The 13,652-nt window shown below is 64.2% G+C and carries 12 protein-coding genes; 8 read left to right on the top strand and 4 right to left on the bottom strand.

Going from position 1 to position 13,652, the window contains the following annotated elements:
* Positions 1-81: 81 nt before the first annotated feature.
* The 3 genes from AAFP32_RS10780 to AAFP32_RS10770 are packed head-to-tail and all read left to right on the top strand — an operon-like array spanning position 82 to position 2,174.
* Positions 82-642 carry a DivIVA domain-containing protein gene (locus tag AAFP32_RS10780; RefSeq protein WP_101619711.1) on the top strand — a complete coding sequence of 187 codons (561 nt, stop codon included), beginning with the start codon at positions 82-84 and terminating at the stop codon, positions 640-642.
* Complete coding sequence (locus AAFP32_RS10775; RefSeq protein ID WP_350269145.1) at positions 635-1,354, top strand: hypothetical protein; 720 nt, start codon at positions 635-637, stop codon at positions 1,352-1,354. Before AAFP32_RS10780 ends, AAFP32_RS10775 begins: the two co-directional genes overlap by 8 nt.
* Positions 1,355-1,382: 28 nt before the next feature.
* The gene (locus AAFP32_RS10770; protein ID WP_350269144.1) at positions 1,383-2,174 is read left to right on the top strand and encodes a putative protein N(5)-glutamine methyltransferase; all 792 of its coding nucleotides are present in this window, start codon (positions 1,383-1,385) and stop codon (positions 2,172-2,174) included.
* Between the two features lie 203 nt (positions 2,175-2,377).
* Here the strand turns inward: AAFP32_RS10770 and AAFP32_RS10765 are convergent, their stop codons facing one another.
* Positions 2,378-3,577, bottom strand: coding sequence for an acyl-CoA dehydrogenase family protein (locus tag AAFP32_RS10765; RefSeq protein WP_101619714.1), 1,200 nt, complete (start codon positions 3,575-3,577; stop codon positions 2,378-2,380).
* Between the two features lie 99 nt (positions 3,578-3,676).
* On the opposite strand from AAFP32_RS10765, the gene dxr reads away from it, so the two are divergent.
* Both dxr and AAFP32_RS10755 read left to right on the top strand, forming a co-directional pair.
* The gene (gene dxr, locus AAFP32_RS10760; RefSeq protein ID WP_350269143.1) at positions 3,677-4,903 is read left to right on the top strand and encodes a 1-deoxy-D-xylulose-5-phosphate reductoisomerase; all 1,227 of its coding nucleotides are present in this window, start codon (positions 3,677-3,679) and stop codon (positions 4,901-4,903) included.
* A gap of 1 nt (position 4,904) precedes the next feature.
* On the top strand, positions 4,905-6,395 hold the full coding sequence (locus AAFP32_RS10755) for a site-2 protease family protein (protein WP_350269142.1): 1,491 nt from the start codon (positions 4,905-4,907) through the stop codon (positions 6,393-6,395).
* Between the two features lie 6 nt (positions 6,396-6,401).
* Here AAFP32_RS10755 and AAFP32_RS10750 read toward each other — a convergent pair whose 3' ends face one another.
* Positions 6,402-7,805: a serine hydrolase domain-containing protein gene (locus tag AAFP32_RS10750; protein ID WP_350269141.1), complete on the bottom strand. Its 1,404-nt coding sequence runs from the start codon at positions 7,803-7,805 to the stop codon at positions 6,402-6,404.
* Between the two features lie 170 nt (positions 7,806-7,975).
* Here AAFP32_RS10750 and ispG point away from each other — a divergent pair, with 170 nt between their 5' ends.
* Together ispG and AAFP32_RS10740 are read left to right on the top strand one after the other, a co-directional pair.
* Positions 7,976-9,124, top strand: coding sequence for a flavodoxin-dependent (E)-4-hydroxy-3-methylbut-2-enyl-diphosphate synthase (gene ispG / locus AAFP32_RS10745; RefSeq protein ID WP_350269140.1), 1,149 nt, complete (start codon positions 7,976-7,978; stop codon positions 9,122-9,124).
* A 59-nt stretch (positions 9,125-9,183) separates the two neighbouring features.
* Positions 9,184-10,062 carry a GNAT family N-acetyltransferase gene (locus AAFP32_RS10740; RefSeq protein ID WP_350269139.1) on the top strand — a complete coding sequence of 293 codons (879 nt, stop codon included), beginning with the start codon at positions 9,184-9,186 and terminating at the stop codon, positions 10,060-10,062.
* A gap of 169 nt (positions 10,063-10,231) precedes the next feature.
* On the opposite strand, the gene AAFP32_RS10735 is transcribed toward AAFP32_RS10740, so the two are convergent.
* Both AAFP32_RS10735 and AAFP32_RS10730 read right to left on the bottom strand, forming a co-directional pair.
* Complete coding sequence (locus AAFP32_RS10735; protein WP_350269138.1) at positions 10,232-10,648, bottom strand: RNA-binding S4 domain-containing protein; 417 nt, start codon at positions 10,646-10,648, stop codon at positions 10,232-10,234.
* 64 nt (positions 10,649-10,712) lie between these two features.
* Positions 10,713-11,453, bottom strand: a complete 741-nt coding sequence (locus AAFP32_RS10730; protein WP_350269137.1) for an NUDIX hydrolase — start codon at positions 11,451-11,453, stop codon at positions 10,713-10,715.
* Positions 11,454-11,797: 344 nt separating this feature from the next.
* On the opposite strand from AAFP32_RS10730, the gene AAFP32_RS10725 reads away from it, so the two are divergent.
* Positions 11,798-13,645 carry a proline--tRNA ligase gene (locus tag AAFP32_RS10725; RefSeq protein ID WP_350269136.1) on the top strand — a complete coding sequence of 616 codons (1,848 nt, stop codon included), beginning with the start codon at positions 11,798-11,800 and terminating at the stop codon, positions 13,643-13,645.
* The last annotated feature ends 7 nt before the right edge of the window (positions 13,646-13,652 follow it).

Below are 13,652 nucleotides of genomic sequence, written 5' to 3'. Positions count from 1 at the left end.
AGTCGCGAACACGCATTTTCCGCGTCCGCCATTTATCATGGTGGATAAGACACTTACGCACGATTCGCTTCTGGAGGCTACATGGCGGACACGACTTTCCCCCGAATGTCCGGATGGAAGAACGGCTACGACCCGAAACAAGTCGACAGCTTCTTCAAACGTGCGCGCGAATCCTTCGAACGCCCCACCCCGCAGCCCGGTGACCTCGACTCCCGAGCGGTGCGCACAGTCGGGTTCGATCTGGTGCGCAAGGGATACCACGTCGCCGTCGTCGATGCCGCACTCGACCGCCTTGAAGACGCCTTCGCCAAACAGGCACGCGACCGCCTCATCGCACAGTCGGGCCAAGATGCCTGGGTATCCGAACTGACCCGTGTGGCCTCGTCCCTACGGGGACGCCTGGTCCGCGAACCCGGTGAGCACTTCGACAATCCGGCCCCGGGAGTCATCGGCTACGACATCGATCAGGTTGATGACATGTGCGAGAAGGTCAACGCCTACTTCACGCAGGGTGTGGCGATGAGCGTCGACCAGGTCCGCCGTGTCCTGTTCAAGACGGCCAAGGGCACCAAGGCCTACGACGAGGACCAGGTGGATGCCTTCATCGACCGCGTCGTCGAAGTGATGGCCTCCGTTGACTGACTTCCACTACTTCGAAGCACCCACAGACACTTTCGCCGGAACACTCAACCCGGTGTTCGAGCTGCTCGATTTCCCGATCGTCATGGGCGGCGCGGATGACATCGTCCTGACCGGACCGACCCCGGAGACACCACTGGTCGATGGCCGCGAGGTCACCGACCCGCGGCTGGTCAAGGCGCTGTCGAAGCCCGTGGAACTCGATCGCGCCGAGGTGCTGGACCGAAGCGCGAAACTCGGCGGAATCCTCCGCGCCATGGGGGTCGTGGGCACTGAGAGCGAACGAGTCGTCATCGCCGAGGATGTTCCACCGATCTCTCGGGCGCTGAGCATCCTCGGTGCCGTCCGCATCGGAGCCAGCGTCGACGTGCGCTCCGGCGCCGCGTCCACCCTGGATACGTCGTCAGCGAAGTCTTCCTCTGCTCAGGCCGGAGCCGAAGGCATCACCACGGTGATCGTCCACACGATCGACGCGCCTCCGATCGAATCGGGGCGGGCATCGGTCAAGGTCATCCGTTCCCAGTTCGAGGGTGTCGGCATCACCGTCGCAGGCGAGACTGCGAACATCGACCAAGCGATGAGGGACTCTCGAGTCGAACCAGCCGCAGTGGCCGCGCTGAGACCGGACCGGCCGCTGATCGTCATAGACGAGAAGTTGCTCGACGCGCAGTCGAGCCTGGAATGGCTGTCCCAGGAGATCCTCGCTGAGGTCTGAGGCCTCCGATCCAGAAGAGACTGAGCTGTTGAGCGCTGCCTCGGTGGCGGCCCACCTGCGCCACGCAGGGTGCGTCTTCGCCGAAGACGAAGCCCGGATTCTGATTCAAGCCGCGCAGGAATCCTCTTCCGACACGGCAGACCGCGACGCCACCCTGACCGGACTCACGGCTCGGCGCGTGGCGGGCGAACCCCTCGAACAGGTCGTCGGCTGGGTCGAATTCTCAGGTCAGCGGCTCGCCGTGGCTCCAAGCGTGTTCGTACCCCGGCAGCGAACCATGCTGTTGGCGAAACAATCGGTCCGTGCCGTCAGAGAAGCGGGGGTCGGAGCACGCTTCCTCGAAGCATTCTGCGGCGTGGGGCCTGTAGCCGCCTCAGTATTGCGGGCGTTTCCTGACGCTGAGATCCACATCGGTGATCGGGACGAATCGACCCTTGACTGTGCGCGGAGAAATATTGGTCCACGTGGCGAATATCATCTGCTCAACTGCTTGGACGGTCTGCCGCAGCACCTGGCGGGCAGCTTCGACGTCATCTCAGCAGTTCCGCCCTACGTTCCCGACGCTGCGGCGATGTTTCTGCCCAGGGAGGCACGGGACCACGAGACGTCGGCGGCCCTGTTCGGAGGAGCCGACGGCCTGGACCTGGTCCGGCGCCTCATCGGAGAATCACGTCAGTGGTTGTCTCCAGGCGGCGTTGTGCTGATCGAATGCGGGATCGAACAGCAGCACACCGCCGTCGAATTCGCCGCGACCGCGGGATTCTCGGCCAGCATCGTCCTTGGTGATGACGAGCAGACCACGGTGCTGAAGCTGCGGTGACCAGGGTCAGCCGGCAACGCGCCGTCGACTGACCGCCGCGCCCGCACAACGACGACAACCGCTTGCCATCGCGCGAGCACGGCATTTGTGCTCTACATTCACACTTCTGGCAAGCGGTTGCTATGCGGCGGCCGGAGCGCACCGAGGACGTGGAGGCGCCGCCGGCACTGCACGCTTGTCGACCGGCGCCGCACGCCAGTCGATCAGTTCGCGAAGGCGTTGATTCCCGTCAGGCTGCGACCGAGTGTGAGCTGATGGACCTCGTGGGTGCCTTCGTAGGTGAGCACGGTCTCGAGGTTGACGGCATGGCGCAGTGGCGGGTATTCACTGGTGATGCCCGAACCGCCGAACAGCGCGCGCAGGTCCCGACACACGTTCATCGCTGTGTCGACGTTGACCATCTTGCCCAGGCTGATCTGCTCGGGACGCACACCGTTCTCCGAGTCCTTGAGCTTCCCCAGATGGGCGGCGAGCAGTGTGATCTGCGAGTACTGGCCGAAGGCCTTCGCGAGCTTCTGCTGGCTGATCTGGAACGAGGAGAGCGGACGGTCGAACTGAACGCGGGTGCCGGTGTAGTCCAGCGCAGACTGGAGGGCGTCGCGTGCTGCGCCGGTGACTCCGAAGACGATTCCGTAGCGGGCTTCGGACAGGCAGGACAACGGTCCCTTCAGACCCTTGGCCTCAGGCAGCATGGCATCTTCGGGCAGGCGCACGTTGTCGAGGACGATCTCGCCGGTGATCGAGGCGCGGAGGGAGATCTTGCGGTGGATCTCGGGAGTCTGGACGCCCTCGGTGTCGCTGGGGACGACGAATCCTCGGACAACGGGCTTGCCCTTGGAGTCGGTCTCCTCGGTCTTGGCCCAGACGACCATGACATCGGAGACGGGGGAGTTCGTGATCCACATCTTCGCGCCGTTGAGGATCCAATCGGACCCGTCCTTCTTCGCTGTCGTCTTCATACCCGACGGGTCAGAGCCGACATCCGGTTCGGTCAGACCGAAGCAGCCGATGGCCTTGCCTGCCGCCATCTTCGGCAGCCATTCTTCCTTCTGCGCCTCGGAGCCGAAGTGGTGGATGGCGAACATGGCCAGTGATCCCTGGACCGACACGAGCGAGCGCAGACCCGAGTCCACGGCTTCGAGCTCACGGCAGGCCAGACCGTACTGGGTGGCGGTGGATCCGCCGCAGCCGTAACCGTCGAGGTGCATGCCGAGGAGCCCGAGCTCGCCGAGTCCCTCCGCGAGTTCCCGGGCAGGGATCGTGGCGTCGAGGAAGTAGTCGCCGATCTTGTCGCGGACGTTCTCATCAAGCCATTTCTTCACGATGGATGCGAACTCGAGGTCATCTTCCTCGAAGACCGAATCCAATCCCAGAATGTCGTCGGGGCTCAGCGTTGCACTCATAAAAACCTCTCTCGCCATTGATTCGCATTGCATATCTCACGTCGCCGTTGACACCGATGTCGAGTCATTTCTCAGAGAACTTTGGCATTATCGGTAGGCGTGAGCAAACGTAGAATCATTGTAGTCGGCTCGACCGGTTCGGTCGGCACCCAGGCCCTCGATGTCCTGGCGGAGAATGCGGCGGATTTCGAAGTATTCGGCCTCGCTGCTGGAACCCAGCTCGATGCGCTGGTCGTCCAGGCCCTCGATTTCTCGGTCCCCGTCATCGGCCTCACCCACCCACCTGAGGGTGGTCCGAGTGAGATCCGGCAGCGTCTGGAGCAGGCCGCCGGCGAACGGGGGATCAGTGATCCCGTCCGTGAGATCCACGTGGGCCCCGATGCCGCCGAGGTGGTCGCTGGGCACACGTGTGACATCGTCCTCAACGCCGTCACCGGAGCCGCCGGTCTCGGTGCGACCCTGGCAGCGCTCGACCGCGGTACCGATGTCGCGCTGGCGAACAAGGAGTCGCTCATCATCGGCGGCTCGATCGTCCTCGATGCCGCGGCCCGCACCGGAGCCGCCCTGATCCCCGTCGACAGTGAGCACTCTGCGATCGCCCAGGCACTGCGCTCGGGCACACACGGTGAGGTGAGCAAGCTCGTCATCACAGCCTCTGGTGGGCCCTTCCGCGGCATGACTCGTGATGCGCTGCGTCGTGTCACGCCGGCTCAGGCACTCAAACATCCCACCTGGTCGATGGGGTCGATGATCACCATCAACTCGGCGACCCTGGTCAACAAGGGCCTCGAAGTCATCGAGGCCCATCTGCTCTTCGACATCGACTTCGACCACATCGAAGTCGTCGTCCATCCACAGTCCCAGATCCATTCGATGGTGGAGTTCAACGACGCTTCCACCCTCGCGCAGATCTCCCCACCGGATATGCGCCTGCCCATCGCCTACGCCCTGGGCACACAGGCAGACGGTCAGACCCGTCGGCTGGCATCCGGGGCGGTGGCGAACAACTGGGGACAGCCGATGCACTGGTCGTTCGAACCCGTCAACCACATCGCCTTCCCAGCGCTGGGTCTGGCCGTTGAAGCAGGACGGAAGCGGAAGAGCTTCCCCGCGGTGTTCAACGCCGCCAACGAGGTCCTCGTCGAAGCCTTCGTCAACGGTGAGATCCCATTCACCGGAATCGACAAGGGAATCGAACGGGCGCTGCAGGCCCACGAACCTGCGGCCGAGCACACGGTCGACACCGTCCTTGCCGCCGACGCCTGGGCCAGGGAGTTCGCCCGCCGGGACTTGGCAGCACAGGGCAAGACCCTCGGCGGCTCCTGATATGACAGTCGTGCTCTACATCGTCGGGATCGTCCTGTTCCTGATCGGGATCTCGATCTCGATCGGACTGCACGAGCTCGGCCATCTGACTCCGGCGAAGAGGTTCGGGGTCAAGGTCACCCATTACATGGTCGGCTTCGGCCCGACGGTGTTCTCCTTCCGCCGCGGTGAGACGGAATACGGAATCAAGGCACTGCCCTTGGGCGGGTTCATCGCCATGCCGGGAATGTATCCTCCGCTGACTGCGACGACACGCCGGGCCGACACAGCCTCAGGCGGCGATGCCCTCCACGCTGAAGACGCGGTCGGGGACGATCACCTCGGCGATGGCACCGCCGAGGGAAACACCGGCGCCGACGTCGTGACCGAGGCCCCTCGCCCGCGGAAGCAGCGGCGCGGTCGCCTGTTCGAGAACACGATGGCCGATGCCCGGGATTTCTCGAACCAGGAGATCGAACCGGGGGAGGAACACCGGACGTTCTACGCCCTGAATGTGCCCAAACGACTCGTCGTGATGTTCTCCGGTCCTCTGGTCAACCTTGTTCTCGGGATCATCATCATGGCGATCTCACTCATCGGCATCGGGATCATGGCACCGACGACCACGGTGCAGACGGTCGTCGAATGTGCGGTACCGGCTTCCGAAGCGGCGCAGCGTCCCGCAGACCAGAAGAAGAGCTGCCAGGACGATGATCCGCTCACTCCCGCGTGGGAAGCCGGGATCAAACCAGGCGATGACATCACCTCGGTGGCCGGAGTCTCCACCGACAGCTGGGACGAACTCTCCGGCGTCATCAAGCAGCATGCCGGTGAGCGAGTCGACGTGGAGTTCACCCGCGATGGTCGCTCTCAGTCCGTCAATGTCCCGATCATCGCGCATGAGAGCGTCCGCGTCGACGACAGCGGACGGCCCGTGATGAATGCCGATGGCACACCACAAACGGTCACGGAGGGCTTCTTCGGCGTTGGGCCCGTCCAAGAGCGTCAGCCGCTGCCGCTGAACGAGTTCCCCGGCGCGGTCTGGGAGCAGGTCAGTGGCGTCTTCCACGCGATCGTGACCCTGCCGGTCAAGCTCATCGACATCGCCGAGGTGGCCACCGGTTCGAAGGAACGCGACGCCGAGGGGCTGGTCGGCATGGTCGGAGTCGGGCGCATCGCCGGTGAGATCGTCTCAACCGATAAGTTCCAGATCATGGAGAAGGCACAGTTGGGGCTGGGCATGCTGGGATCACTCAACATCTTCCTGTTCGCCTTCAACATGATCCCGCTGCTGCCGCTCGACGGTGGACACATCGCAGTGGGCCTCTACGAAGGCGCACGGCGCCAGATCAACAAATTCCGCGGGCGCGGACGAATCGGTCCCTTCGATACGGCCCGGCTGCTGCCGCTGACTTACGTCGTCATCGGGCTGATGCTGTGCATGACGGCGCTGCTCGTCTACGTCGACCTCGTCAAACCCGTCACGCTCGACGCGATCTTCAACTCCGGGTAGGCACCCTCAGCTGCTCAGCGAGATCGTCTGCACCTCGCCGAGGTGGTCCAAGCTGACCGTGATCGTCGCCGTCTGTGTCGTGTGTGCCGTCACCGTCCCCTTCAGCGGGGTCGTCATGGTGACATCCTCATCAGTGAAGGACTGAGTGAGCTGCCGGTCGTCTTTCCACGCGTCGAAGCGCTCACGGCGTTCGGTACGGGGCTCATCCAGGTCCATGTTGACAGCGAAGAGTTCGTTCGCGACCTCCTCGTCGAAGTCGATGACCAGGTTCGCTGCGCGCAGCACAGTCTCTGACTGTTCGGGTGCGACGCGGTGGTGGGGTGCCGGCACCGCGAAGCTTGTGCGTATCAGCTGCCGATCGGGACTGGCCGTGGCGGCGGCCCAACCGGCGTCGATGGCCTCCCTGACGGTGCGTTCAGCCGGGTAGTACGTCGTATTGCCGAACACGACGATGCTCAGTCCCAGGTCCGGGAACCAACGCATGTGCGAGCCGTATCCGGGGTAGCCGCCGGAATGGCAGACGACGCGGCCGAACCGGGAGTCGAGGCGGGGCTGCAGACCGAAGCCGTAGTTGACGGATTCGGCGTGGTGCTCGCTTGTCTGGACCTCGATGAGTCGATGCGACTGCTGATTGTCACTCAGGATCCGCGGCAGTGCTCCCGGCGCATAGGCGTCGAGGCTGTCCAGGGCGTCCATATGGGCGTTCATCCAGGTCCCGATGTCGTTGACCGTGGAGATGACTCCGCCAATGGGGGAGAAGGCTCCGGGGCCGGTGAGTTCGGTCGGGTGGCCCTGGCCGTTTCGGTCGATGCGGATGCCGGGCATCAAGTCTGGGAAGTCGGCGACGTCGAAACCAGTGCGACTGAGGCCCAGAGGCTGAAGCACCTCGGCGGTGACGATGTCGATGAACGACTGCCCGGTCACGGACTCGGCGACGAGCCCGAGGAGTGCGTAACCGAGGTTGGAGTACTCGAATCCGGTGTCTGCGGGCGCGATGGGGATGGCTCCGCGTTTGAGATAGTCGATGAGTTCGGCACTCGTCATCGCCTCCACCCGATCAGCCCAGGGATCGTCCTTGGCGAATCCGGTGCCCATCGTCAGCGCCTGTCGGCAGGTGCGGTCGGCAATCGATGTGCCCCTGAGCTCGGGAACGATCTGGCCCAGCGACCTGTCAAGATCCAGGCCGTTGGCCGCGAGGCAGCCTATAGCCGCGGCGGTGAACGACTTCGTCATCGATGCGATCCGGTACGGAACGTCGCCGTGGGCAGCCGTCCCGGTCTCGCCTCGGCGAAAGACACCCCAGGCGAGTGTTCCGCCCTGCTCCGCGAGGGACTTCGCTGCAGCTTCGAGTCCGCCGATGATGGCCTGGGTATCGGGGTGGGTGAACGGCATCGAATCTCCTGGGCTCACAGACATCTCCTACGACCGGACGGCAAGTTTCCTTCACACTACCTGCGAAATGACCCTGTGGTGAGCGATCACACCGTGGTCGGAGAGCCCAGACACGGTTTGAAGTCCTACAATATGAATGACTCAAACGATCAGTCTGGTCACCAGTCGTCAATGAAGGGAATGTCTTCGTGACATCGGTCAACCTCGGAATGCCTGCCCCACCACCTCCTGTGCTCTCGCCACGACGGAAGACGAGACAGATCCAGGTCGGCAAGGTCGGCGTCGGTTCCGATTTCCCCGTCAGCGTCCAGTCGATGACGACGACTCCCACCACCGACATCAACGGGACTCTGCAGCAGATCGCCGAACTCACAGCCTCAGGCTGCGACATCGTTCGTGTGGCCTGCCCCTCACCCGATGATGCTGCTGCACTGCCGGCGATCGCGCAGAAGTCGCAGATCCCGGTCATCGCCGACATCCACTTCCAGCCGAAGTACGTCTACGCAGCGATCGACGCCGGTTGCGCCGCGGTACGCGTCAATCCCGGCAACATCCGCAAATTCGACGATCAGGTCAAAGAGATCGCGAAGGCGGCGGGGGACGCCGGAGCCTCGATCAGGATCGGTGTCAACGCCGGATCGTTGGACAAGCGGATCATGGAGAAATATGGCAAGGCCACTCCGGAGGCACTCGTCGAGTCCGCCGTGTGGGAGGCCTCGCTGTTCGAAGAACACGACTTCCACGACTTCAAGATCTCCGTCAAACACAACGACCCCGTGGTCATGGTCCGCGCCTACGAGATGCTCGCCGAGCGCGGTGACTGGCCCCTGCACCTGGGTGTGACCGAGGCTGGACCCGCATTCCAGGGCACGATCAAATCCGCCACCGCCTTCGGTGCACTGCTGTCGCAGGGCATCGGCGACACGATCCGCGTCTCACTCTCCGCACCACCTGTGGAGGAGATCAAGGTCGGCAACCAGATCCTCGAGAGCCTCAACCTCAAACCTCGCAAGCTCGAAATCGTCTCGTGCCCGTCCTGTGGACGTGCCCAGGTGGACGTCTACACGCTCGCTGACAAGGTCACTGCCGGGCTTGAAGGCATGGAAGTTCCGCTGCGAGTCGCTGTCATGGGCTGCGTCGTCAATGGTCCCGGCGAGGCCCGTGAGGCCGACCTCGGTGTGGCCAGCGGCAACGGCAAGGGTCAGATCTTCGTCAAGGGGGAGGTCATCAAGACCGTGCCCGAGGACATGATCGTCGAGACCCTCATTGAAGAAGCCAATCGCATCGCAGCGGAGTCCGACGTCCCATCCGGGGCGCCCGACGTCGTCGTCGGCTGAGATCTGACCTGTCCGAAAAGCTGCCTGGTGTGTGAGTATCTGAACAAGGAGGCTCTCTCGTGTTGAGAGTCGCTCGTCTGGGACATCAGCACACCCGTTGGCTGAAGAGCCTGCTCGCGCTCAACCCGTGTGAGAACGTCTACCTCATCGCGCTGCTCGAAGTCACGGGCACAGCGCAGATGGGCTCACCCGCCGGTTCCCTGCTGGGCGTCTTCGACGATGACCGACCGGTCGCAGCCTACTGGGTGGGCGGCAACATCATCCCCGTCGCGGCGACCCCGGGGACCAATCAGGCCCTCGCCGAGAAGCTCAACGCCGATGGCCGCTATTCCTGCTCCCTCATCGGTGCCCGTGAGATCATCCTCGATCTGCACAGCCGCCTGAACTGGGGACGTCCCCGCGGGGTCCGTGATCGGCAGCCGTTGCTGGCGATCAGTTCCGACCCCTTGGTCCAACCCGACGAGTCGGTGGATCTGGTGACGGTGGAACAGTTGCCTGCGGTGTTCTCGGCCAGTGTTGACATGTTCACCAACGAGGTGGGCTTCTCGCCGGTAGAAGGCGGCCAGTCAAGCTATATGGCTCGAGTCCGCAACATCATCAGGGGCAAGAACTGCTTTGCGCGCATCTCGGACACTCTGCCCCAAGGCGGATCGGTGGCACGCTGGCCCGCGACGGACCAACCCGAGCAGGTGCTGTTCAAAGCAGACATCGGCATCCGCGCACCGCGCATTGTTCAGGTTCAGGGCGTCTGGGTTCATCCCGATGTTCGGCAGCAGGGCCTGGGCGCTGCCGGAATGGCGGCAGTCGTGGCGCAGACTCGAGCGGCCGGGCACACCACGGTGAGCCTCTACGCCAATGATTACAACCAGGTGGCCCTACGTATGTACGCACGCGTCGGCTTCGAACAGGTCGGGACTTTCTCTACAGTCATGTACTGACCGACCTCCGGCCAGTGGCAACGCCAGCCAGTAGCCGCGCCGACAGCAGAGTTGCGCGTCGAGAGCAGGGCGCAGCGTGGAGAGCCGAGGGCAGGGAGTCTGCTCTCGAAGGTGCGATCGTCTCTCGACGCCGTCAGCGGGCTCAGAGGTCTCGACTACGTCAGCGGCCTCAGAGGTCTCTGCGATCCCGGTTCCGGGGCTTTGCCAGGTCTCCCAGAAACTTCTCCATCTCCCGGCGGTCCTTCTTCGTCGGCCGGCCCAACCCCTTGTCTCTGCGGGGGACGAAACCGCGCAGAGCAGGATCCGGTTCCGGGGTGAGATCCTCGTAGCACTGCACGGCGATCGATGCCTGCGGACGTGTGGGGACGAATCCGGTGATCTTCCAGGTGAACTCGGTGCTGGCCTTGCGCACGCGCACCTCCTGGCCGATGAAGACCTTCTGCGCCGCCTTGACACGCTGACCCTCGACCTGGACGTGGCCACCACGGCAGGCCTGAGTCGCTAAGTTCCGGGTCTTGAACATCCGGGTCGTCCACAGCCAGACGTCCACGCGAACGTGCTTGCCCGGCGAACGGTCAATCTCCACAGTCAGCCTCCCTTCCGTCAGTGTGCATCACAGTCAGCCTCTGCTGCGTCGGTGCCCACTATCCTCAGTGTCCACTATCGCCACCATCGTCAGCGCCGGCGGTCGGGGCCACGCTGCCTGCATCGCGATGCAGAGCGATCTCGGTGCGGCGGGTGAATGTCTGGGCGGGGCGGCCACGTCCCTGAGACACAGCCTGCCCGGTGGGTGCGAGCAGCGGCAGCATCGTGCGGCGGAACGTATCTGCCTGCAGATCCTCTCCCGAGACGATCTGATGCAGCTCACGCAGCTGCCGCAGCGAGAACTCGTCCGGCAACAGTCCGAACGGGTCGGGTGTGCGCTCATGCAGGGAACGCAGGCGGTGGACCGCAACCCGGACGATCTCCTGATGCTCGGCGCTGAGCTCACGCACCGAATGCACGGGCGCCAGCTTTCGCCGCCGCGCATCCTGCGGATCGGGCTCGGTCTCTGGAGAACTCGCGTCGCCGAATCCCACATCGGTCGTCGACAGCACATCGAGGTGCGCCACCGAGATCACCCACCCGCGATCATCACGATCGGGCTGGTCGAAGACATGGAGCTGGACGGGGGCGCGATCGACGAGCCGCGCCTTTTCGCGCAGGCACCGTGCAACCGCCTCGGCGAGTCGCTCCTGGGGCCGCAGAATCGATCCCGGCAGCTGCCACGCGCCGTCGCCGGAATGGGTGAGGAGCACGTGCAGACCACGTCGGGGGACTGGGCAGAGGACCGCGGTGTCGACCGCGACCGATGGCCGCGGGAACTGCGTCAGTTGTGTGGAATCAGGCATGCTCTTCGTATCGGTCAGCGAGTCGGTCGGTCAGCGATTCGGCCTGAATCGCTCAGGCACTGGTGGACGTCTGTGCCCACCAGTCTAATTCGCTTCCACCACCTGACGAATCCAACCCCGCCACGTCGCGAATCCGACCCCGCCAACTGACGAATCCAACCCCGCCACGCCGTGAATCCAACCCCGCCACCTGACGGTTCCATGATCAGAACACGGCAGATCCGGACCCAGCAGCTGCCTGATCCCGATCGTCACTCTGGTCGGTTCTGCACCGCAATTGCCGTGCGGATACTCGCGTGCGATAGTGTTCGACCTGAGTCCTGACAAGTTGAGGAGTATCACCCATGGCCCTGCGCATGTCGTCCCTGTTTGTGCGAACCCAGAAGGAGGACCCGGTCGGAGCCGAGGTCGCCAGCCACAAACTTCTGCACCGTGCGGGATACATCCGCCGATCGGCCCCGGGGATCTACACATGGCTGCCGCTGGGACTGAGTGTCCTGGGCAAGATCGAAGCCATCGTGCGCGAGGAAATGGCCCGAGCCGGATCACAGGAAGTCCACTTCCCCGGCCTGCTGCCCGCCGACCCGTACAGGAAGTCCGGACGCTGGGAGGCCTTCGGCCCCGATCTGTTCCACCTCAAGGACCGCAGAGACAACGACTACATCCTTGCCCCCACCCACGAAGAGGTCTTCACCCTCCTCGTCAAGGACCTGTACTCCTCCTACAAAGATCTCCCACTTTCGATCTACCAGGTCCAGACCAAATACCGTGACGAGGCCAGGCCCCGCGCGGGTCTGCTGCGCGGACGCGAGTTCATCATGAAGGACGCCTACTCCTTCGATATCGATGACGCCGGTCTCGACGCCTCCTACGAAGCGATGCGTGTGGCCTACCTGCGCGCCTTCGCCCGCCTCGGCCTGCCCTGCCTGCCGGTCAAGGCCACCCCCGGCGCCATGGGTGGATCGGGCACTGAGGAATTCATCTACCCCTCCGAGGTCGGTGAAGACACCTTCGTGCGCTCACCCGGCGGGTACGCCGCCAATGTTGAGGCCGTGACCTCGATCGTGCCCCAGCCGATCGACTTCTCACTCTCACCCGCAGCCCACGTCGAGGACACGCCCGAGACACCCACGATCGAGACTCTCGTCGCCGCCGCCAACGAGAACCATCCTCGCGAGGATCGGGCCTGGACCGCAGCAGACACGCTCAAGAACGTCGTCTGCGCCGTCACTCACCCCGACGGTGCCCGCGAGATCATCGTCATCGGTCTGCCCGGTGACCGTGCCGTCGACCTCGACCGCGCCGCCGGCACCGGAATGCTGGGCAACGGCGAAGTCGATCTCGAAGCGGCCACGGGCGACGACCTCGCCGCCCACCCGGAGCTCGTCAGGGGCTACATCGGACCGGGCCTCGACCTCGACAATCAGGTCCTTGGCCTCAAGGGCACCTCGAAGGTCCGCTTCCTCCTCGACCCGCGCGTCGTCGACGGCACCCGCTGGATCACCGGGGCCAACGAGCCCGGGCGGCACGTCTTCGATCTCGTCGCCGGTCGCGACTTCACCTCCGATGGCAGCATCGAAGCCGCCGAGGTGGTCCTCGGTGACCCCGCACCCGACGGTTCGGGCCCGCTCGAGTTGGCTCGTGGTGTCGAGATCGGTCAGATCTTCAAGCTCGGCCGCAAGTACGCCGAGTCTCTTGACCTCAAGGTTCTTGACCAGAACGGCAAGGCCACGACCGTGACGATGGGCTCCTACGGCCTCGGCGTCACCCGCGTCATGGCCTGCATCGCGGAGGAGTACCACAGCGAATCCGGTCTCCTCTGGCCTCAGCACCTGGCCCCGGCTGACGTGCACGTCATCGTCGCGGGCAAGGGCGAGGACATCGCCGAGGCTGCCGAGAAGCTGACAGACGAGCTCGAATCCGAGGGCGTCACCGTCCTTCTCGACGACCGTCTCAAGGTCTCACCCGGCTTCAAGTTCGCCGATGCCGAACTCATCGGCATCCCGACCGTGATCGTCGTCGGTCGCGGCCTGGCCGAGGGAGTGGTGGAAGTCCGCAACCGTCTGGCCGATGAGAAATCGGAGGTGCCCGTCGCCGAGGTGGTCGCCTCCACTGTGGCCACGATCCGCGCCGCCTACGCCACGGCGTCTGCCGCGGCAGACGCTGCAATCGCACAGACTTCTGCACGTTGAACCGACG

This window comes from Brevibacterium sp. CBA3109 (assembly GCF_040256645.1).
Lineage (GTDB): Bacteria > Actinomycetota > Actinomycetes > Actinomycetales > Brevibacteriaceae > Brevibacterium > Brevibacterium koreense.
This window is presented reverse-complemented; position numbering and strand designations above follow the sequence as displayed.

Coding starts and splice junctions, on each gene's coding strand:
- AAFP32_RS10780 (WP_101619711.1), top strand. CDS start 82: ATGGCGGACACGACTTTCCCCCGAATGTCCGGATGGAAGAACGGCTAC.
- AAFP32_RS10765 (WP_101619714.1), bottom strand. CDS start 3,577: ATGAGTGCAACGCTGAGCCCCGACGACATTCTGGGATTGGATTCGGTC.
- AAFP32_RS10755 (WP_350269142.1), top strand. CDS start 4,905: ATGACAGTCGTGCTCTACATCGTCGGGATCGTCCTGTTCCTGATCGGG.
- AAFP32_RS10730 (WP_350269137.1), bottom strand. CDS start 11,453: ATGCCTGATTCCACACAACTGACGCAGTTCCCGCGGCCATCGGTCGCG.
- AAFP32_RS10725 (WP_350269136.1), top strand. CDS start 11,798: ATGGCCCTGCGCATGTCGTCCCTGTTTGTGCGAACCCAGAAGGAGGAC.